Genomic DNA, 24,203 nt, shown 5'->3' on the forward strand with positions numbered 1-24,203 from the left:
GCTATGTCTCACAATCCTGTTTTGAATCTCAGGACTGCGAGACATAATCTGCGGCAATAGGAAAATTAACCCTAAATTTTCAAGAAGGAAATTTAGACTTAAAATTCAAAACTCATACTTCACAACCATCAGTAACTCTACCAATTTAGGACGATCGCCAGCGTCAATCGTGAGTTGAAACTGAGTATTCAGGTCGATTTCGGTGGTTTCTCCGATGCACATTTGCCAGCTGTCGTTACGGTTCAGCACAAGGTCGTCGCCATCTAGTTGAAGAGTGAGAGAAGCTGCATTATCTTCAAGTCGGGCCAGAAAAATAACGTTGCTGATACTCGCTGCCAAAGGTTGCGTAAAGTAGGGAAGCCTTTCTTTTTCAAGGGTAATGAGCGCGTCTCCGTTGGTTTTGAACAAATGCCATACGTTGGGAAGTTCGTGTCGCAGACTAATTGCTTTGTGTAGACCGGTCTTGCCTAATTCCTGAGCCAAACCCGTTAGTTTTTCAGCCAGGGTACTAGAAGCCAACCCGCGCAGCGTGCTGCCGCCATCGCGGGCCGTGTATCGTACGTGTACAATGGCATCGCGGATGGTCTGATAATCAAATTGTCTCATTTCCGGCAATTCAAAACGCCAGGTTCCAATAGCTCCGGTGCCCTCAAAAGGCAGGTAGCGTTCGTCGCGAAAATTGAATTCAAACAGACCGCTATCATTTTGTGCACTGCTTGTGGCAATGCTTTGAATAGTGCCAATGTTATACGCAAAGCGGCTATCATTGCCCGGATCTTCCTGATATTCTTCGATTGGAGTCGCAGCCCCCTGAGCCATGTCCGTGTTTTTGCGAAATTTATTGGCTACCAGGGAAAGCTTTCCGCTCACCGATGTATACGGTCCGGCAATGCAGGGCAGTGAAATACTGACGGACTTGATGCGGCGAAAGTAATGGCCGGGATGGTCCATATCATACACGGCTTCAGGGATATCAAACGTGCAGGAACCCGTGGCACGCAGCCTTGTGAGGGCGAGCGGATCCAGCATGTCCAGCGAAACATGCTTTGTAATTTCGTATTCCCGCTTATTTTTGTCCAGGTAAGCAACCTCCATTCGTTTGACATCATGTAGCAATTGGTCAGATGCCAGCAGACCTTTTTTCAGACTGTCCCAGTAGCCAAAATCAATAAAAGTATCGTTGTTGCCCAGCTCGTGCTGATAGCTTTTTTCCGCTTTTTTGGCCATATCATAGGCTAGTTGGTAGGCACGAAAATACACGCTGCTGATTTTTCCAATCATCCATTGATACAAATCCTTGTTGGTATATTTATCCCGCATGAAGGCTTCGGACTTCTCGTTATTCTCAATTTGAATGTCATGATTTTCCAGGTCTTTTTCATTGCGTTGTTTAGTTAATTCGGCCACAACAACTTGCTGATCTATCTGTCTGATTTCAAGAGCCGCGGTACGTTCCTGTAATTTCCAGTCCTCCCAACGGCGGTCGTATCCACCCAGAATACTCGCTCGATTAGCCTGATAGTTGGCCTGACTGCTGAGAATATTCAGTACGCTTGCGGCGGCGTTGGCGGCCTCGGCTAGATTGGAGCCCCCAAAAGAGGCCGTAAACGCGGGCGATCCGCCAGCGCCGTGACCGCCAATGTTGAAATCCGGTATTAGGCCCAAAATCGCCCCGGTTGCCTGCACAATTTGGGCAGCCAGCTGAAAGTCCTGCCCTTCCGACAATTTATCCAGATTCAACTGTTCGTTGTCGATGATTTTTTCAATAGACGCATAGTAGGAATGTCTTTCCTGCGTAGTTTCTTTGGTTTTGTTCAGGACCTCAATCTGCTGTTCTGATTCTTCGATTTGCAGCAACTTTATGCTACGCATCTGCTTCAAAATTTTACGTTCCAGACTATTTTGTAGCAGAGACATCGCTTCGGCGTCTTTCTTTTCCAGGGCCTGCAACAGCGCGCCCCCCAATGACCGCACTTCCTGTACCAGTTCGGTTGCTTTTTGTGCAAGCACATTGAAGCGGTAGTGTGGCAGTGGAGCGTTCATACCGGCTATCACGCTGCCAATATCCAAACCCGCCGCTGCCGCTTTAACCAGCGCACCGGGATCGATTGGCGGCGCGAAAAGTGCAAGCGAACGTTCTACCCCGTCCAGATTGCGGCAATTGCGAATCTTCCATAGCCGGTCGTCGATGGTGTCCCAGTACCCAAGCATTTTCTCATTGAGCGGAATGCAGAAATAAAGCGACGTAAGTGTCTCGGGAACAGGAGGCAATTCAGCTCCACCCTGCGGGAGGGTACTCAAATCCGGGATTAGGTTTTCCAATTCCACCAGCGCATTCCCAAAAGCATCCAGGTCGGCCTCCATTTGGTTGTAGGTTTGGTAAGGAGGTTTGACTACCGGCGAGACCACCCGAGGTTTCGGCCCCAGAAGTTTATGGGCCAACATATAGTATTGCGTTGCCTGCACGATTGACTCCATGGTATCCATCCGAAAATGGTAGTCGCCACAGTCGATCAGCGCCTGCAGGTAATTCATCAGCACGGTTTTCTGGTAGGCCACGGGTCGGAAACGGGCCACGGTATGGGGTCGGAACGGCTTTTCGCGCCATTGATTTATGGCAAATTCCAATTCGGCAATTTCAGGCGTGCCGGGAGTAGCTACTTTATACAACAGCACGTCGATTCGTTGTGCCAGATAATCGCTATCGGTGTGTTGGAAAAAAGGTTTGGTGACCCAATATTTATTTGGAACTACTCCGTCCAGCGTACCAGTTGGATTGAACATGTAGTGATACCATCGGAAGGCTTCATCAAACTTCTGATCGTTACGCAGGCGATTGGCAATCATCAGAGGAGTATGGTAAAACAGCTCCCAGTTATAGGAACTGTAACTGGCATCACTCCTAAAATCAAAATCCTCAACCGGATAAGGCGTAACGAGTGTCGGTGCGGGAGCGTAGTTCGCATTGAAATTAAAGTCGTTCTGCTCCATTTGCAAATCTCTTTTCATGATGCCATCCACACCCTGGTTATAGAGAACGGTTCGCAATCTGCACATCATGGGATAGTAAAAATTCCGCCATTCTTCCCCGATGCTCAAGGTTTTGTAGACTTCCAGTTCTGTCACAATATGCAGAAAATCAGGGTCAATTTGTAGTGCGTTGAACGTTGCGGCAGCATCCTGATTTGCCTGAAATAACTGTACATATTTAACAAACAGAGCCCAAAGATCCATGACCAATTTATGAATATCGGAGAAGGTACGCCGCACAGTCATTTCATTTCCACTAGCATCTTTTGTTTTACCATAAAAACCCGGTACCGCTACGTAGGCTTGATGACTATCTTCAAAGAAATAGGGAAATAAGGTACCGAACGGAAGCTTGACAAATCGTTCTTTCCCTTTGCCGTCTCGGAAAACATTAGAAAGCAGAAGCATGAAAACATACCCGATAATATCGAACAAATTAAGCTGAAATGGGTGAGAAATTCGGAACAGGCCGGGGGTTTTGTTCAGCCGTTCAGACAATCCAAAGAAGGATAGCAAATGTAAAATAAAGAGATTATCGGGTGAATTAAATACTCCCTGTTCAAAATAGCGCTGTGGCCGCAAATACGCATCGCTGATATCCGGCAAGAAATCCCGCATGTATTTTTGCTGGGTATCCAAAAGTTCGGGATATCCCTGGCATCCGGCGATTTTGAAAATTCCATCCCGAGTGTGGTACTCGGTATTGTTATCCCATGAAGAATGAAAAACCAAAATTGTATTTGTGAACGGACCATAAATCAGGTTATATTTTTCATGATTCAGCTCTGAATGATATATGGTAAAGTCAGTGGTAATGGCTGACTGCGAAATTTTCTTGGGCTTCCATTGATTGTTAGCGAATTGACTGATTGCCAATTGAATTTTCAACCGTTTCTCGGGAATATTGAGCTTTGATGAAGGTGTATTATTAGATCCTGAAACGGCTGGTGTCGTCGGAATCTGATCTTCATTGGTTTCTTCGGTGAACACCGGCCAGGCCAAATGCAGCCGGCTGTTGCGCTTGAAGGCCAACAGCTGATTGGAGGAAATTTCCAACGGCACCATCGTCCAGGGTGTCCAATACCTTTCACTTTCAAAACGTCGGTAGTAGTACTGCGGAGGATCGCCGCCTTTGGAGCGGGCAAAAACGTGCATCGTGTAGGCTTCGGTTTCGTAGTAAGTTGCCATCACTTCCAGAAAAGAAATATCGTCCAGCCGTTCTACGTAACGAATAATGGCTTCTTCGGTCGTAAACTCGTTCAGCTCGTTTTGTAGCAGTTCATTTTCCAGTTCAGAAAAAAGATACGACTTGTCGTCGAGCAGTTCGGGTTCAATCCAGTTTTCAGGATATAGAAATACCTTCCGGTTGGCTTCCCAAACGCGGTACATTTTCATCCATTTCCACTGCTCCCATCCAGGGTCCGCCACGGTATCGGCGGCCGTGTTAGGTTCGAGGCCCATCAGACAGCGCTGTACAAATAATTGCACAACTCCATGCGCCTGCACGATGCGTGAAGAAGGCATGCAGGCTTCCATTTCTACATCAATCAAATAAAAATCATACAGGTCGGCTGTGGTAGTTACGTCCGCATTTTCGGCCAGGATATAGGAAACCAGTGCATCCCGTTTTTGGGGACGAATTTTATCCATGATTTCTTTCAGCGTGATCAGCCAAAGCGACTCAGAGTAGCGCGTTTTGAGTGCCGCCCGCAGCATGGCAGCGTCCGCACCGGTTAGTTCGGTTTTGGTTACTTCAAGCGCCTGGGCAACGGTTACGTTCATTTTACGGATGTATTCCATGCTTTCTTCCAGCCTATCCCAGGTTTGAAGCATTTTATACGATTCCAGCGTTGGGTTCGACCATCCGAAATGTGCATCCAGTTCTTCCAGCGCCTGTCTGTCATACCCACTGATTACCGCAAGCTGATCCAGCCAATCAGCGGTTGAAACTCCATTCAACAACAGATCGAGTACTCCTACAAACGTAAAAGGTTGCTCAGGGTCAGCCGGATTTTCGAGAGCCGGATATTTCTTTGAAACCGCCACCATGCCTGTCAGGTGCAACCACTGCTGATAGGAAGCGGCAGTCTGCGCGTTTTTGTAGGGAATTTGATCCGGCTGCAACCAACCCATTCCTACCGGGGTCGGTCCGGCAGATTCAAGCCACCAGGTCAGGTCGGTAGCAGGTATTCCCAGCGAGGCGATCATGGGCAGCATTTTGTGCAGCAGCCGAAGCGAATCGTATTGTTTGGGGTAAGTTGTTTCGTCTACCACCGGAAAATTTTCCGGATCATTTAGATCAACAAGGCTGTCGTCCGTAAGCAAATCGTATAGATAGTCGCCTCCCGGCTGGCCCAGTTCGCTGTAAACCAGGACAGAACTGACAACATCCTGCTCGGTACGGAAGGATTCTGCCAAAATGGAAATCAGGGCATTTTCTTTATCTGTTGCAAAAAGAAAAGCCGATAAGGGGTCAAGAATGGATTGAATGAATGCCTTTTTTGTCGCACCGGCTTGTGGATCGGTATTGTCTTCGGCGGGGGAGATCGCTGCCTGAGCTGCGATGATAGGGGTTGTATCCAGAAATAAGTCCAGGTACTCATCAATAAACCCGGAAGCAGCCGGCATCGGAGGTTCAGTCCAGGCACCGGTTGCCATTTTTACAAAATCATTGGCAATCTCCTGGGTAATTCCTGGCAGACGAAGAAGGATAGTTTTCAAATTTCCTGAGAGTTCTTCTACGGAAAGATTGTCATCAAATGCCGATCTGTTTGCAAGGTAGGCTGCTGCATAACTTTCTTGAATTTGCAGCAGCATTTCACTGATTTTATTGTCGGTAATGCTGCGCAAATCAAGATTTTCGGACTCGTGGTGCAGCATATATTTCACATCAGCAGCAGACAAGGTCGAATTTTTTGCCTGATCCAGATAGTCGATAAATTGCAGGGTATTGGCTGGTGAGGCAAAGGGTTCCAGAGCAGTCAATTCCTTGTAGATCAGATAATCTTTTATAGATATTTTTCTTTTACTACAAAAACGAGCCGAGGCGTACAGATAGCTAAGGTTTGCCCAGCTAAGATCCGTATTGGTCATGCCTGCAAGTAATCGGTCAAAATCAACTTCTGTGAGTTGCAGTGCCAGTGATAAAGAGGTTTTATGAGTGACAAGATTGGTAGAGCCATCAATTTTTTCCGGTAATAATTCCGGATTTATCTCGCCATTGGTCGCTTTGTTTAAAAATACCTGCTGGTAGAGCGGTACGTATTTTTCATTGCTGGTAAAAGTATGAGGTATATCGCCATAAAAACCCGTCAGCTCAGAAATTTTAAGACCGGTTTTATCCTTTATTTCCACCAAATGTCCCATGTTGATCAAACAGGCCGTATCGAGGTTACCGTTTCCCAAAGCGGGCGTCATGATTATGGCATCCAAATCCTGAAACGACCAGCCGGTAGCTTTTCGCAGCCGCAACAACCGATGAATGCGGTCCAGCACTCCGGCGGTGAGGTTCTCAATCGTTTTTTGACTAAGATCGCAACTCTCGTCCAGGTGTTTTATGAAAAGATTTGCGCCCATGAAATCAAGTTCCAAAAGCTCATTCAATTCCCGATAAGTAAGGCCGGTTTTGTCCAGCATCGTCGAAACCACCTTAATTTCTGTACTTGCCACGCCGGCAGTATTCCAATACACATTTTGATTACCTACCGCTTGCGTGACTACCAGATCTTTTTGTTGTTTGGTCAGTCCCAACCGCTCAGCAGCGAGGTCGATATCGGCTGGCTGACTACCCGACTGCAGCGACGCCATCAATTCCGCACGGGCAATGCCGAAGCGATCAAAATAAGCTTTGGCTTCGGTATGGGATAAATCAAAAGGCAGACCAAAGGCATACTCGCTGTTTTTCAGTACATTATAAGCATTTTCATTAACATAGTAGGGACTGGCAGAAAGCTCATTGGCGGTGCCGTACGTTTGGTGAAGCTCCTTAATATTCCATTGGTTAACCCCCGTATTGTGCAGTTTTAATACCAGATTTTTATCACGCAAAATAAAGTCGCCATGTACATCTGGCGGAAAAATATTTGCCTTATCTGTGACGGGAAAACCGGAAGTTAAAAGGGCTGTTAGCAGAACATTGGTCGGCGCGCCTGCGGCTACCTGCCCATTGAAATTAAATCCGGGATCCGGGCTAATGTATTCTTCCAAAACCTCGCATACCAAGTCAATGTAAGGAACAGGTACATTGGCATTATCGCAGCTCAAATCCAGGTCACCCAGGTCGGGACGCCGTTCAAAAAGGGCGTCTTTGGCATTGGTCAGAGTGATGGGTGGCTGCGTGTCTTTTACTCTTCGTTTATCCAAAAACTGCAACAGTTCAACCAGATACGCCGCTGGACTGTACACAGAACGGCAGTGCTCACAGGCACAAGTATCTGTCAGATGAAAAAGGTTTTTAAGGGTAGGAAAGTCCTCTCCAACTTTCCCCAGTTTCAGGGCTAGTTGATCGCCTGCCAAAGCCGGAATCCCGGCAGCAACCTTCATATCGTTCAGATCGGCCACCACCAGCAAGGTTGCCGTGTGCGTTCTCTCTGCTTTGGCAAAAACATTTTCTGCTTCTGCCAGCGTCAGTCCGGCTTTTGAAGCCACTTCGTTAATAAATCGGGTTTTCCCAACGGCTACTACTCCCTGGGAAGAATGAATATTCTGATCCATCAGCCCTTTAGCAATTTCATACGTAGGCGTTAGCCGAAAAATACGCTGATGTCTTTTCAGCTCAACTTTTACCGATTCGTCTCTTTCATCCAGCAATTTATGTTCTTTAAAATAGGCATCCAGGCGTGTTTCTTTCAGATCAAAATCAGGATGATCCATAAGAAATGCCCCCAGTTCTTTTCTGCGTGGCATCGGATTTTTATCCAGGATTAACCGTCTCAGGTATGTTTCAGAAGGAAACCTGGCTTCCAGATTCTTGACCATTCGTGAGGCATGGAAATCCACGATCCTTTGGTTCAGAGAATTTGTTTCATTTAGTCCTTCACCAGATACCTTGCCTAAAATAGCTTTCCAGTCCGAATCTTCCAGCTGAACCAGTTTTTTGAGATCCTCCGGCCTGCGAACACCTGCCACGCGCTTTATCTCCTCCGTAAGCTCCTCGTTGTAGCCCAGTAGTGAGCCAAGCAAGAGGCTTACTTCGGCATTATTTTTGTCCTCATTGGTAGTAAATAAATCATTTTCTTCCAGCGATTCGAAAAAAGCGTTCATATCGCCACTCGATTGATTTAGCAGTTCTGTGACCTGACTGATTCGATCGGTTAAAATAAATCCAGACAAAAGATTCAGTACCCGGCGTGGTTTTTCTTTTTGGTCAAAATCGCTGGCCTCAGGACGATATTTGTTCAAAATTTCCTTTGCTTTCCGGTATTCTTCCAGAGCATTCTTAGGGATGTAGTTAGCAGTAACGGCTGTTTCAAGATCTGCCTGAATTCGTTTCTCATCTAATAGTGCCAGATCAAAAAGCAACAGTTGAAGATCTGAATCCAGCCCGATGGTAAATCGAGCCCGCAACATATCTTTCATATCCCGGCGAATGAGTGTTTCCATTCGCAGCAAACCGTAGGCCACCATAGGCGGCAATCCGAACTGGGCCTCCAAACGATAGGCAAGTACCAGATATTCAATCCTTTCGCCCGAAATTCCAGTTTCATGGGTCAGAAAACTAATGTCCTGCACCTTTTCGTTTTCATCTAATTCGTACATGGGCACATCTCCTCGTAGAGCGTCTAGTTCACCTAAATACCGGGTAAATTCGTCAGCCTCCCTAGGTATACTTCGGGTCAATTTGATGTCAATTACTTCCCGCCTTCTGGCATTGAACCGAATCTCTTTGATGGTCGGTTCATAGAGCAGCTGTCGTCCGTTTCGAGTGAAAACTTTCACGTCCAAATCGGGATATTGTTTTTCATCTTTCAGAAAATTTTCGGGGAAATAGTCCAGATTATACCACCCGTCGCGGTTGGTGACAGTTTCCCCAATCAGTTCTTCGCTACGAAGGTCCCGATCGAATACCCGGACGAGCAATTGGTCCAGGGGAAAATTGCTCATGTCCGTCACTCGTCCGGAAACATGGTAGGGGATAGTTTGGTTGTCTGATGGCATGATTTAGAAGTTTACATTTATAAAATTCAATACCGGTATCTCAATTCCAGCTGCTTGCAATTCAGGATTTACCTCAGCCCCAGAACGTGAAGTAGTAGATTTTGGAATATTTTGGTTTAGGAGCCATTTTGACGTGGAAATATTTTGATCACTTCCAAACCTATATAGAGGACTAGATTCATCTAATCCTGCACTAATGCGATGCTTTATAAACCATTCATTGGGAACTCTGTACATATTGCCGTTGTATTCGAAAACACCGTCTCGTTGAGAGAATCCTTCAAATGGAGCCCAATCTCCAGCTTTTGCACCACCTGAATTAGTTCCACCCCCTCCAGTACGATTATAAAAAGCTTTCGGACCTTCTGGTGTGGCAACTGATACTACCTCTCTACCTGAGACATCACCATGTCTCGTAATTAAATAATTCTCACCACTGGCTCGCGCTCTGGCAGTCTGTACAGATGATCTAAGTGAAATTCCGGCTCTTGTACCGGCACCACTTGCCCTTTGAGTAGCCTGAGCCATAGTACCTGGTAAGCTTGTTGCTGAAATTGCTGGATCAAGAACACCTCCCAATACAGCTCCCGCTGCCATTGCAGTTCCAATACGCCCAGCATCCAGACTTTCACCAGCCGAAACTTGCCTTGTAGCCTCAGCCGTTGCACCTCCCACAGCTCCCAACGTTGCACCCCTAGTAGCTCTAAGTGCAGTCCTAGCAGCAGTAGATGATTCGGCAGCCGTTGCAACCGTAGCCACAGCCCTTTGTGTTCGGCTAGCTGTACCTGCGGTTTGAGCAGCTCTTGCCGCCGTTCCAGCACCTCTGGCAGCTGCTCCTATTGCGGCTCCTGCCCCTGCAGTAATTACCCCTGCCGCAGCACCAGAAATTGCAGCGTCTCCCAAAGAGTCTTCTCGATCAAACAATGCATTGGATGTCGCAGTGGCTGCAACATTTCCGACCGCACCGGCTGCGGCACCCCCGGCTACAACTGCTGTAACTGTTCCAACAGTAGCAGCAGTGGCAGCACTTGCTCCTGCACCCGCTGCAATAGCACTACCGGCTGCTGCAAAAGCAGGACCAGCAACACCTGCTGTTGCAATAGTCGCTACAACCCCTACTGCAACTACTGCTCCGATAGCCAGATAAGTACCCCAACCCCATCCTTCATCGTCGTCGGTGCCGTTAGGGTCGATCAGTTTTACTGGATTATTATTTACGTAGGAATAGAAATTTACACCTGCCGCCATCCCCACCGGATCCGGTTTCAGCCATCTGCCCAGCCAGGGCATGTAGTAGCGGGCGTTATGGTAGCTAAGGCCGGTTTCCTCGTCTCGCTCCATGCCAGTGTAGCGGTAGCGTTTGGCGGCGGCCCGAATGGTCGCACTCACGGCCTGATAAGCCGTGGTTCCATACGGATGATACTCCTCATACGATATGACGGCGCCCGTGCCGTCTAGTTCCAGATGGGCTGAATTGGAGCGGTTTCCCAGTTGATATCGAACCGTTACAGTATCCGTTCCGTCGTCTATTCCGTTGCGAGAGTCGATCATGGCAATTCGGCCCTGATTGTCGCTGATGTGCAGTGTAGTTCTTATGAGTCCGGAGTAATTGCCGCTTATTTTTGTATAAATTTCAACATCTCCCAGGTATAGCCTTTCCTCCTTGACGGTTGGTGGATTTCCTCCTGCGCCCTGGTTTTCTGTAATTTTTCTCACCCGTTTGCCAGCGCCATTATATACATAAAATGTAGTTTCCGGCTCAGTACCTGTACATATTCGCTGAGTGGTAGTGCCGGATAATTCGTCCCGGAAATTCCAGCTCATATTTTGCAAATGGGGAAGTGAGGTCAGAAAACCGTGCGCCGGATGATGGGCGTAGGTGTAGGTTTGCCCTCCGACCTGCGTCTGGATCAGACGATTGGTTGTTGCCTCGTAGGTATACGTGCGCGTCCAGTTGCCATTGGTGGCCAGGTGTCTCATTTCCAGAATATTGCCCACCAAATCGTAGCGATACGTTTGGGTGTAATTACGCCACTGCATATCGTCGTTTGGACTATATTTTTTCAGAAAGGGCAAATCTTTCCAGTTATCGCAGGTGCTGTGGTTGACCTGCGCTACATGCTCTTTACCCTGCGCTTCCGTTAGGCGGTACACGGCATCGTAGGTGTAGCGGTTACGAGGAGCAATGAGCTGATTGGCAAAAAATCGGGTTGGAATGGCGCGGTCTTCCGTTTCGGTGATATTGCCTACGGCATCATAGGTGTAGTGCAGCTCCTGTAATAGTTCATTATTCTGGCGACGGGAGATAATGGTCAGCAAACGAAAAGTTTCGCGGTCGTAGGTATAGGTTGTTCGTATGTCATTTCCGTAGGTAATTGACCTGCGCTGTCCCTTTTCATTGTAGTCTATATTTTTCACATACTCCTCCGTGGTTCCGTTACGGGTAACATCCACCCGGTCAAGCAGCCCGGCGGCATTATAGCCGTGGGTCACCGTACTTCCATCCGGGTGCGTTTGGGTACGTATGCGATTTAGAGCGTCGTAGGTCATGCGTGTTTCCGAGCCTGAACCAGCCTGTAAAGAGGCATCCGGATTTGCACCACTCCAATCCGGAACGGCCTTATAGTCTTGATTTAACTTTCGAAATTGGTGCCGCAAATTACCTTTCAGATCAAAGGCAACGGATTCCACCTTGCCCGCCGTGTCGTAGTGATGCCATACTTTGCCGCGTAGATTCAGCGCTTTATCATTGGCCTGATTTTCCCCGTAAATTAATCTTTCAAACACATGGTTCAGCAACACACCATCTCCGCCCGTGACCCGCTTCTGTGTTTCCCGGTGTAAGGCGTCATAAGAAATTGCCACTGTATGATTTCTTGCGTCACGACTAATGAGCAGCTTTCCCAGTGCATTAGCAAATTGCCACCGTTCACCTGCATCCATGCTATTGCTGTACACGCGGGTACCCAGCATGTTATACTGATAGTTCATCACCGTATTGCCCCGCGCATCGGTTACCAATTGCGCATTCCCTTCCAGGTCCAGATCGATAGAAGTCTGAATAAATTCGTCGCTGTTATCGTGCCTTTTGTTATGGGCCACGGTCAGGACGGGTCGTCCCAGCGAATCGAAATGAACTACCGAGGGAGTAGCATCGTGGGCTGCGGTTTTGGCGGCAGCGGTTTGTTCTTTTGCGGGGTCTTTACCATCGGCAGTCAACTGTGAGTCAATCAGCCGATTGATGCGGTCGTTGTACCACGGGCTTTGCAGCGCCATATCATTTTGATCCCAAATTTCTTTCTTCCAGGCATCAAAGTGTATTTCCTGCAAAGTATCATCGGGGAAAATAGTGCTGATATGCCTACCCAAACTGTCATAGTAAATAATAAAAGTTTCACCCGTTTCCACCAACTCCGGAGCATCTTCGTAGGCAGGAGTTACAGAAAAGTAGGGCTGATACTGTTTGACCATATTTCCTTTGTTGTTCAACACGGTGCGTCCATTGCCAAGCCAACGAATAGCGGGAGAAGTATCCAGTTCGGCAACAGTGTAGGTGCCATCGGGATGAAGGGTCGTCGTTTTGGCCAAACCGGGTTCGGCTTTGGACTTCACCATGGCTACCTGCCCCATCCCACTTGTGTATTCAAAAGCAATTTGCAAAGCACTTTCCTGCCCGGCTGTCAGATCGGCATGATGCGTCTCACGCATGATTCCGCAAGTGACGGAAGGTTTTTGGTGGGTAGTCCAGGCGTGTAGATCGTAGACGTAGCGGGAAGTAGCCTGCCGAAGAAAATTTCGCGCGGCAACGTCGATAGCATCTGCGTCGGTCAGTTGGAAGAAGTTCTGAATAGCCGGCTCTTCGTCATCCGTCCATTCATTCAGGCCCGACAGGCTGTCAGCCAGTTGACTTTCGGGAGTACCATCTCCGTCCAGATCTTTACCCAATAGCGCCGTGGCTTTTACCATTCCCAATTCATCCGAAATGGCAGTACTCAACGTATCGTTGGCATCGCGAATCGTAACGGGACTCAAAGTCCGGAAATTAAATCGTTCGGCAGTAATGGTGTTCCCAAGGGCATCTGTACTGCTTTGGGTAAAGAAATAGTAAGTTTTGTAATACGTTACCTGTACTTGCGAACCCGCCGGATCACGGTAAGCCATGGGGCTGAAAAAGCGCGCGGCGGCGTCATTTACTCCTTCACCTGCCAGCAGATATCGGGCCGTACCCGAAGGCACCCACCAGGCAGAATCTCCGTTAAAATGAACGAAAAATCCATCCGTGGCAAGAATATTATTGGGTAAAAAGCCTGCCGGGAAAAGTTGGGAAAGCATGGCAGGCGTATAGGCGAGAGCGTAGGATTCATAGGCCAGACCCAGCGATTCAAGTTCTCCGGGATTGAGCGCCCCGCTCAGGTCATCTTTCAAGAACAAGTTGTGTGAATGTTCGATTTTCCTACGCTCGGCAGCGTTGGTATGCGGCTGGACATACGGGATTTCGGTAGTCGCTGCTGCCAATGCGTCGTCGAAATCAGACAGGGTATAAAATTGTCCGCTCTTTGGAATATTCCTTAACTCGAAGGTCTCCGCCTCGCAAGGCATGCGCAGGCGGTAGCTGTTGCCAGAAAGTACATCGTTGGTGTACTTATTTCGGGTAAAGGTGATGTATATCTTCGCCTGTTCCTGTTGAACTTTTTGTGGCAGACTAAGGTCAGGGTTCAGGCGGTTGTAGGCCACCGAGGCCGAATGCAGCACGTTACCATAGCGATCCGTTTCAATCATGAGCGAATGACTAATGCGCGGATCCGAAATATCCTTTTCATAACTTAGGGTGAAGGCCTCACTTTCAAGAACCTGAAAGCAGGCATGCTCATTTTCCCGTTGAGGTTGTTGCAGCAGAATCCGGCAATTATGGGCCGCAACGGTATAGGGCTTCAACTGTTGGCGACGTTCATCGTCCGTGGGATTTTGGGAATCAACCGCCTTCAGGTCAAACACTTCCGTGCGAAGCACCATTCCTTTACAGGCCCGGGAGGCTTCCCGATATTCCCCGGCAGTCAGCCAGTCCAGAACATTTGGATCCAGAATGGAAGGTGAGGAAGTAAGTATAGCATCGGGTAATTCGGGTTCATATAAGACTCCTAGCTCACCAGGAAATATGTTTTCGTATCTGGCGGGCCAGTATTCACTTTTGAAGTGATTTAATACCAAATTTTTTCTGAAAAATGCTCCGGTGTGATACCAGGTCCGGGTCAGTACCGGCGGCTGAAAAGTTTCTTCCGATAGCTCAAATGCGCTATCTTCATTTTCATCCTTCCACGTTAAATACTGCTCGGTGTCATACTGATCCACCCGACCAAATCCCCGGAATTCGCGTTCCTCATGGTCGTAAAAGCCGTGATGATAGGTATAACGGGTAGAAAACTGAGTATTGGTTACGGCATCCTCAACGGTGGAGCGCTCCACCACCTGTACCGGAAAAGGTAGTTTGGTAATCCAGGGATATCCTGCCAGTTTATCCGTCAGGTAAAAGTGGGTGCTGCTGCGATAGTCCAGACTGGTTCGCATCCCCATACTATTTTCGTAGGCAGTAAGCACGTGCGGTTTACGACTGCCCATCAGGTCGATGTAACGCAGCGGATAGGTGCGGTCGCCGGGCAGGCCACTGCTCCAGACCAGGCAACTCGTTCCCGTTCCCAGCAGATCAACCGTTTGCAGGTTCACCATGTCATCTATGGGGAAAAATGGTTCAATAACCTGTACATCCGACAGAGCATTTCCCCCCATATTGATGTAAGCTTTGAAATGCCCGTCTCCTGTGTAGATAATGTCAGAAGCTCCGGTTCCGCTAATATCCGTCAAATGCAGATGCAGCGAGTTGAAGCGGTCGGGCAGGTCAAAACGGGGTACGTTGCCCATTGTTACTTTGGCACCAAACCGTCCGTAGCCTTTGTTTGGCCAGTAGCACACTTCACCGTTTCGTATACGGACAATGTCGGTCAGGCCGTCACCGCTCATGTCGGCCAGCATTACCTTATTATGGTCATCGGCAAACACGAGTGCCGGGCCACGTTCTTCATCCAGCGCTTTCAGGGCCCGGGCATGGGCCTCGTAACCCAGCTTTCCTTTACTTTGGTAGTAGGTAATCACCCGCTCTTCGGTCATGACCAGGTCCGGCTTGCCGTCACCCGTAAGATCCAGAAGACGTACGTTCGGGTCACTTATGTCCAGATTTGGCAGGTGCTGAAAAGAGGTGAAATCCTGCCATTCACCGCCTGTTCCCATGCTATAAAAACCCTGCACACCTCCTCCCTGAATGACCATTTCTTTCAGACCATCAGCGTCCAAATCGGCCAGCGCGATGGCTGAACCCAACCCGGTAAAATTGGGTTTCGACAGCACAGGCTGCATGCTGCCAAACTGCACCTCTCCATCGTCGTCTATATCGCCTAAGTTATTTTTGTAATACCAGCCATTTCCCTGCTCGGTAAGCAGGCCGCTTATACCTTCTCCGTATAAATCCACAAACTGATACTGGCCGCTCAGCCCTTCGGGAAGGTTTTCCAAATCGTTTTGACTCGCCTGTTTAATGTCCGTATTCCACTGCAAATGGCGATATTCCATCGTGAGCGCAGGCAATGATTTTTTACTGTAGGTTCCATCGCCTTTCCGAACAAAACCATGACCGGTTATCTGGGCAAGGTAGTTTACCTCCGCTGCCCCTGAATCATTAATAGAGGAAGGAACGTAGGAAAATGCCAGCGAGCGCACCAGGTAATTTACCCCAAAATCACTCCCATCCTGATTTTGCTCCTGAGGAAAATGGTGAAACATCAGAATGTTTCGGCAAAGGCGGTACGTCCTGATTTCAAAACCAGAGCGGTAACTACTAAACGCATCCTGCCGGACTGGCCACGGTTGGTTGGGTACTTCGGACGGAAGTGGCACTTCGGTATCATGCTCACCATAGTCGAGAATCAGCTCAAAATAACAAGTGTCGTCGGTCGGCGCTGAAGGATCATAGGGCAGCGAAGGATCAGGCGTGTAAGGAAGGGCATTGCCATAGCGAACCCGCTTAAGGTATCGGTTCGTGAAGCGTTCCAGCCCGCTACGGCGGTGTTTTTCCTGTACGGTATCTGCCACCAGCATCAGGTCTTCTTCCTTATAGCTGTATCGCATCCAGTTCCCCTTATCATCGTAACTGAATTCGGGAAGCCAGGTAAATATCTTTCGCCCGTCCACCGGGTCTGCAATGCGACACTGCGGGGAGCGGCCAAAAATCGTAACCACATTTGCAGCCGAAGTAACCCGCCAATAGGACTGATGAGCAGCGTGTTCGATCAATTCAATGCGTGAATGATCGGAGGTAATTCTCGGACGGTAGCGAGTCACTGTATAGGTTCCAGCCTGCTGCCGGTCTGTAGTCCAATTTCCTAAATTATCTTCGAGCAGATACGGGACCAGGTCTTCGGCACCAGACATCGTAAAAACGTCTTCTCCGCTGTACCTGGGAATTCCCTGATCCGTTTTACGACTAATTTGGGGTAAATCCAGCGACCATCCCAGACCAAAAGGTCCGTTCCCTCCCCCACTGCTGTAACTTAAATTGAGCGAAGGAGAAAAACCCTGCCTTCCCGATGTAATGGGTAATGGCACGCCAAGTGAGGCCGTACCGTTGGCTGCATTTACCTTAAACTTCTCGTCAATACCCTTAATCGCTCCCCCACCTTTGGGTAGTTCAATTTTCGGAATAGAGATTTGGTTGCTTTCCGTGGGAGATTCTTTAGTGAGCGTGCCAATAGCGGTATGCTCCTGAATATCAGGCAACTCAGGTTTGCCTCCCTGCCTGGATTGAGAATTGCTGTTCATAAGCCAAGGGTTTAGTATGACTGACCCATCATGGGAATCATGTATCTACCTATTCAAAATTGAAAGAAATCAGCCAACCCGGACTCAGCCGAATTTCCTTGATTTCCTGCGTGTGAGTGACTCGTCATGGTACACCCGTATCATTTTAGTAGGTAGCGTTCCCTTTGCCTTGAACAGATTAAAACCTGATGATCTGTTTGTTCGGACGCAGTTGTTTTGCCGTAAGAATGGCCTGATAAGAAATGGCACGTACGAGCAACTTCTACACACACCCTTTTTCGGAATTGTGGCCAAAAATTACAACCGAAGGTAGACAGTTACAAGAAAAGTACGGCAGTTTTTATTAAACGGTTACTACCAATGATTCGCCTCCAGATTTCTGATTATAAAGCAGTTACACATTATGCATGAAACTAATTTTCAAAATTTCAACCTTCTTTGGAATTTTCAATTATTTTCCCGGAACCGTTAAGTATATTTGGATACATTTTTTTGGTCCCAGAAACTGGACTTTTTCATTGGCAACCTCTCTTTTTTACTCGTAAACTCTCATTTTATGAAAAATTTCAACGAATCTTTAAAGAAAAAAAGTTACACATCACCCAAGTTAGTCAGGCGGGGTACGGTTAAAAATACCACCTTAGCAAGTGGCAGCGGTGATTCTGATGGATCAACACAGCAATTCCCCGTATGCTGACATGGTCTGGAATTCAGCCCTGTTTCTGTTGGGCTCCAACGGGAATGCCGTAATTCTATCAGATGGCCAGACGCATAAAACGTACCATAACTCCCTGCAAATCAAAATTATTAATGATTTTTTTGGTTGTGAAAAAATTAGCCTGGATTACCTGAGGAAGACCTATGAACCTGCTTATTCGCTTCATGAGATTCTGGAAGTCTATTACGGGTTTGTGCAGGATGAAGTACTTTTGAAAAAGAATCCTTTAGCTGTATCAGTGGAATTCCCAGAGGATGATTCGCTTCACAAAGCAATTCTGAAACTGGATTTTAAAAATGTTGAAATCAAACCACAGCATGCAGATTTGACAGTTTATGTGGTTTCGGATTTAACTTGCCTGATCAGCCTTGATCTTTTCCGGTGTAGGAGTAATAAATTTACTGTACTCTGGATATTTCCGGGCGAAATAAAATTATTTCCAGTTTTTGATACGTCAGAAACTGGAAATTTTTATGCCCTGTTCAATCGAATTAAAAGGTTCTATTTTGATCAACTGGCAGGGCAAATCGACCGGAAAGAATTGCTAAATAAAACGCTTTCTTTTGATTTTTTTGCGGCAATTCTTGATTATCTGCCAGAGTTTATAAACTCCGGGGAATCACTGAATACTTTACTTATTTATAACACCAGAAAACTCATAATCAATCGCCATCGTTTCTCCACAAATATAGGAAATTCCGATTTAGGAAGTTTTTTTAATAGTAATAATTCAAACAGACTATCAGCTAATATTCTAAGTGTTTTTGAGAAACTTTCTTTTCATTTGGAAAAGCCTTTTGGTTTGGTGGATCAATTAAAATCTCAAAAAACAATCTTTGGTGGATGGGTAAGTTCTGGTGGTTTGATATACAGATCCAATCAATTAAAAGTTGAAACATTACTTTCCAGAACAAGAGCAAGTGGGAATGGATCTACCAAAGAGATTGCCGACGCAAAAGCATTCTGTGAAACACTGGAAAGATATTCACAGATTTTCCGTGATCGGGAAGATGAATACTTGATTTCCTCTCACAATGAGCTAAAAGAAAAAGCGATTCATCCGCATCAACTGATGCTTTTTAGCTCGCTTCAATATGACAGCAATAATGCATTAAGTCATGCTGGAAAACCGCTCAAACCATTTGATGAAAGCGAGTCCATTGCGTGGTCAGAAGTGGAGGATAATCTGACCGGCGAAAGGAAATGGATTCCAACTGCCCTGTTGTATTTGGGAATACCCGCTGAAGATACTACATCTGAAAGGTTTTTCACCTGGATTACCAACGGAACCGCAGCCGGTTCAAGCACGGAAATGGCGCGTTTAAATGCGTTGTACGAAATAGTGGAACGGGATGCGTTCGCCATCTGGTGGTACAACCGATTGCCTTGTCCAGGTATTGATATACACTATTTCGCGCATCTAAAATTAGTCGAATCAGCGATTCAGGAACATAAAAAAGCCGGAAAAAATCTATACGTTTTTGACTGTACACAAGATATTCAGATTCCTACAATAGCCGTCATTTCAGACTATCCTGACGGTACATTTTGCGTGGCTACCGCCTCAAATATCTCCATTGAAAAAGCGTGCGACAAAGCTTTTGGAGAACTCAATCAGGTATATCTGCACCACCTGGCAAAAAAGACTAAATTAACACACGTTGAATCGGATGACATAGCTCAAACCATCAGTTTTCATCTTCCTCAAAAACCAAATTGGCCGGTTGAAAATAAAGTATTGAGCATCAGCGAGGAATTAAAAATGGTGGAAGGTGAAATCCGGCAACGAGGTTTGACAATTTATTACAAAGATCTTACACGAAGCGATGTTCATCTGCCGGTGGTGAAAGCAATAATTCCCGGCATGAGAGATTGGAATATCCGCTTTGCGGAAGGCAGGTTATTTTCCGTTCCTCAAAAACTTTATGGCTATCTGCCCACGGAGGAACAATTCAGGAATTTTAACCTTCTGTAAATGAAAGGACTATTTGGAGTTTTCGGAAATGTGAAGTCCGAAGAAATAGAAGAGATGGGCCGCAAACTGGCTCATCGCGGAGGTACTGAACTGTACATTTGTCCTGCATTTAAACTTGGGCAGCATAGTAGCAATTCGGATTATCGGATATTTTCAAAAAATGGCATCACGATTGTTTCTGATGCAAGAATTGATAATCAGGCCGAAATTCTGGAAAAAATCGGGCTCTCTGCTTCTCTGATTTTACCCGAAAATGAACTAATTTATCAGGCATATTTAAAACTTTCCACCGGATTTATTGAAAATTTGACTGGCGATTTTTCTATTGTACTCGTGGATGAAACCAAACGAAAGGTTTTGCTCATCAGGGATCACATGGGTATTCGACCGCTGTATTACAGTTTCAAAAAAAAAGAATTTTTAGCTATTGCATCCGAACCCAAAGCTCTGCTTTCCCTTGATTTTATTCCTGAAATTACAAATCAGGAAAAATGTAATGAGTATCTACAATGGCCAACCGATTCAAGGCCATATTCCAAAACTACTTTTTTTGAAGGTATTTATTCAGTAATTCCAGCTACATTTTTAGAATTTGATCTTGATTTGAGTTCTTTTGAGGAAACATTTTATTGGAAAATCAATCATAAAAAATTCAGTCATTTAACCTCAAAAACAGTACTAATTAAAGAATATCGAAGGGTATTTGAACAAGCAGTCCGAAGAAGATTACAACTAAAAACGGGTGCTCATGTTAGTGGTGGACTTGATTCCAGTTCGGTCTATAAAATTGCTGAACTCAATATGCTGAAAAAGAATTTATTTTCTGTTCATTTTTATCCTGATTCTGATCAGGCCGATGAGCGGGACTATGCCCGTACAATTATTCAATCTAACCAGGAAAACCATTTTCAGATCGATCGAAGGGTCGATTCTATTCCCCGTATTCTGAAAATTCAGGAGTCAATTGACCGGCCGGATCCCAGCACTATCCCGACGAGTATAAAAATTTTGCCCGAACTGTGTTATTTTAAAGAGAAGGGAGTCACTGTTGTTCTAACGGGACATGAAGGTGATACGGTAGTGGATACAGGAATATCCCACATATACTCACTACTGAAAAACTCAGAATTCGAAAATTTTAAAGAAAAACTTGGAGGTACCCAACCAACCAATCTCGATAAAAGAATCTTCTACATCACCCGAGCGCTTGCTGCAAAGTATTCAGAAAACGGTTTAACAGCAGCTTTTAAATTCCTTTGGGAAATTATCAGCCATAATTGTATTTCAGTAGGTGAATTAGTCAGAATAGTCAAATTTTCTCATTTGATTCGGCTTCTAGCACGTTTTTCAGGAAAAAATCAGCAAGAAAATCATCCCAAAAGCTCCTATTGTCCCCCGGGCCTTTCGATTGAGATGCAGCAACACTTCCGCAGGATACATTCCGCAGGCATACTAGAAATGAACGAGACCTTCAATCTTGCCGGGGCTGCTTTTGGAATTGAGTACGCGCACCCTTTTTTGGACAAGGATTTTATTGAATTAAGCTTACATATACCTGGCAACTTAAGAATTGGGCCACTAGGTATCAGGCGCTATAACTTCCGTGAAGCAATGACGGGTGTTTTACCTGAAAACGTCAGACTTCGGCAGGCAAAAATTAGTTTCAATCAACCCATTTGGCAAAACCTGACCGAAATGGTAAACTCCTATTTATTGGATGAAACTCTTGATATAGGGCTAAGAGAAAAATTGGAAACCATACATAAGGAGCTTTCCAAAATGGATAGGGTAAATCCTGACTTTTCATTAACCAAAAAATATCAACGAGAGGTATTTCTGATGCTTTGGGAAAAGTATTGGAGAGAACCACATAGCGGTATTATGCAGAAAGTAGTTTAGAGTACAAGTACTACAAAACTTCTTCCTGCATCATTTGGCTGATTATTCCGGTACTGCATGGTTCAATTGCAGACCTACGGCAGACCTGCCTTTGAAACCTGTCCAGCCTTTTTCATTAGAATTTTCTGGCAAATTCAGATACTTCTGATAGTCTTTCTTTTTGAGATATACTCCCAGAAAAGCGGTCACGAAATGCTGATTAATGTTATTTATACGCCGCTCATTCCAGGCAGGTTCGGCATAGCGATAATATTCATCAAATGGAAGTCCGGGTTGCAAAGCTTCGGCAGGAGGTGGATTTGGCGCTATGTTGTGCCGGGCATTTTCATACGTAAGCAGGTACCTTGGCGCACGGGTGGCGGTCAGGTAAATTGCCTTTATTCCTTTTTCATAACCCGAAATATCATCCTGACTACCAGCCACAAAGAAGGTTGGGACGGTTAAACCTTTGAGCCCCTCGGCGTTCCAGGCTCCGCGTTCCATGCCCCAGGGGGCAAAGGCAACAACGGCTTTGATTCGCGAATCTACCGTTGAGGCGTATTGAGAACTGGCAGTTGTACGGCCTTCAATTGCTTTACTTCCACCCGTCATTGCAGCAAAAGTACGGGAGAGCTGCTCACTGTAACCTGCCCCGGCAGCATTGAGTGCACCAAAACCACCCATAGAATATCCGATGATTCCCGTATTGGTATCATCTACAATTCCGGCCAGAAAATGCTTACTGTTGGCTTTGCCTAATTCTGCCGTTTCGTTTAGGACAAAAAGAATATCTTTGGCGCGGTTTAGTAGCGTGCTTGTAAAAGGCGCTGCGTCCCGAAAAGTAGATTCCGTATGGTCAATTGCTACCACAATGTATCCCTTGGAGGCCAGATTTTCTGTTAAATAGGTCATCAAAAATCGCGAGCCCACATAACCATGCGAGACGATCAGGAGTGGAAATGAACCTTCTGAGCGCAACGGCGCTGCATCACGAAGACTTCTTCCGGGAAAGGTAAAGGGGATGAGCGGTCGTTTAGAATCATTGGCCGTTCCCATAACGTCCTGATAGTCTACCAAGGCAACCGTACCGGTCGGCACGATAGCCGGATACCACACTTCCGCCGTCAGCGAACGGTCGTAGAGCGTATCTACTCCGCCTTTGGATTTTAGAATGTTTACCTGACCTTTGTTGGTGAATTGAAGGGTTTGAACCCCAACCGAATAGCTTCCCCGTGGCGAAAGTTCGGGCGCATCAGGCAAGGGATCACCATAAACAAAGGAATTTTGAGCAATCGTATCAGCAGAAAATGCAAACAAGTTTAGGACCAGCGTGAAAATTATTAGTGAAGTATATTTCATGTAATAGGAAAGAAATAGTTAGGTTGAATGAATGTAACACAGAAAGCACATCCGTACTTAAAGCTACCGTCATAGAATCCTTACCGCCAGCCAAGTGATTTGGTTTTGTTATCATCAGACCTATTTCCGGCAATTGCATGAAGGGTTAGGTCTACGCCTTGTTTGCCAAATTTACCCGAAAGCCAGCCAATTGGTTGATCATCTGAAAAGTTGTAGCCCACCGCCGGCTGATTAATTAAATGGATTCCGTCCAGGGTGTCATAACTATACACGTGCGAATGTCCATAAAACACGGCTTTTACCTGTCGAAAGGGACGGATGATGGCAAAGAATTTATCAGTATCCAATAGACTGCTATCATTATCTGATAAGGTATGATGCACAAAAATGACGGTTGGTTTTTGGTCAGACTGTTGCAGGTATGTTTGCAGCCACTTTCGCTGATCCTGTCCTAAAAATCCCGGTGTTTTATTGACGAACATCAGTGAATCCAGCAAAATAAAACGGGTATAGGGCAGCTCAACCACCAGTACACGCTTATCTTTCACGGGTTGAAGAGGCCCTGAAACGCTAAAAACTTCCTGAATATGCTCCCGGTGGTCGTGATTTCCCAGCGTCATATATACCGGGTTTTGTTGAGCCACAGGTTCCAATAGTTGCTTTACCAGGCTGTAATCGGCTTTTTCGCCCACAAGCCGGGCAACGTCCCCATTGATGAGCATCGCTTCGGGTTTTGATGCAACTACCTGCGGGACTACTTGTTGTAAATTTTGGTAAGGAAAAAATCCCCGGTATTGATTCTGCATATCCTGCGATACGTGCGTATCTGACAGCAAGGCAATGGGTGTTTCATCAGGAGCTGACGCACCTAAAACAGATGAAACTCCCAATCCGTAGGCAGTTGTATACGCCCCTGCAAGTTGGGCGGTGGTTCTGAGAAAAGACCGGCGGGTTTGTTTGTAAAATACTTGTGGCATAAGGGATAGGTTTATTTGATGAAGAAACAAAGATGCACGAAGGTGTTCAAAGGCATGCTATAAATGATGTTACAAAAAAGTTATTAAATGTAAATTGAATATTGAAAAGTGCCAAGAATATAAATATCTGTGACCTATTATCATCCATTAAACCCATCCTGCCTGACGTATACACCCCGGAATTTTGTCGCGTTCACGCCGGAAATATGCTACTTGTTAGGGGTATTTTTGTAAAGTTTTTACC

Annotated in this window: 7 protein-coding genes; 3 read left to right on the forward strand and 4 right to left on the reverse strand. The window is 46.3% G+C overall.

The features are described 5' to 3' along the window. Positions 1-105: 105 nt before the first annotated feature. Complete coding sequence (locus EZE20_RS06060) at positions 106-9,186, reverse strand: Tc toxin subunit A-related protein (protein ID WP_132115559.1); 9,081 nt, start codon at positions 9,184-9,186, stop codon at positions 106-108. A 3-nt stretch (positions 9,187-9,189) separates the two neighbouring features. Continuing rightward, entirely contained in the window at positions 9,190-17,052 is a 7,863-nt protein-coding gene (locus EZE20_RS06065) for a SpvB/TcaC N-terminal domain-containing protein (protein ID WP_132115561.1), read from the reverse strand. Positions 17,053-17,068: 16 nt separating this feature from the next. Here EZE20_RS06065 and EZE20_RS24325 point away from each other — a divergent pair, with 16 nt between their 5' ends. From EZE20_RS24325 to EZE20_RS06080, 3 genes are all read left to right on the forward strand, one after another. Next, complete coding sequence (locus EZE20_RS24325) at positions 17,069-17,365, forward strand: hypothetical protein (protein WP_132115563.1); 297 nt, start codon at positions 17,069-17,071, stop codon at positions 17,363-17,365. A 616-nt stretch (positions 17,366-17,981) separates the two neighbouring features. Continuing rightward, entirely contained in the window at positions 17,982-19,745 is a 1,764-nt protein-coding gene (locus EZE20_RS06075; RefSeq protein WP_165933421.1) for a YcaO-like family protein, read from the forward strand. A 54-nt stretch (positions 19,746-19,799) separates the two neighbouring features. Next, positions 19,800-21,644 carry an asparagine synthase-related protein gene (locus EZE20_RS06080; RefSeq protein ID WP_228713595.1) on the forward strand — a complete coding sequence of 615 codons (1,845 nt, stop codon included), beginning with the start codon at positions 19,800-19,802 and terminating at the stop codon, positions 21,642-21,644. Positions 21,645-21,686: 42 nt separating this feature from the next. Here the strand turns inward: EZE20_RS06080 and EZE20_RS06085 are convergent, their stop codons facing one another. Together EZE20_RS06085 and EZE20_RS06090 are read right to left on the reverse strand one after the other, a co-directional pair. Next, complete coding sequence (locus EZE20_RS06085; protein ID WP_132115569.1) at positions 21,687-22,982, reverse strand: alpha/beta hydrolase family protein; 1,296 nt, start codon at positions 22,980-22,982, stop codon at positions 21,687-21,689. Between the two features lie 80 nt (positions 22,983-23,062). Further along, on the reverse strand, positions 23,063-23,959 hold the full coding sequence (locus EZE20_RS06090; protein WP_132115571.1) for a metallophosphoesterase family protein: 897 nt from the start codon (positions 23,957-23,959) through the stop codon (positions 23,063-23,065). Positions 23,960-24,203: the final 244 nt, after the last annotated feature.

Source organism: Arundinibacter roseus, from assembly GCF_004348825.1.
Lineage (GTDB): Bacteria > Bacteroidota > Bacteroidia > Cytophagales > Spirosomataceae > Arundinibacter > Arundinibacter roseus.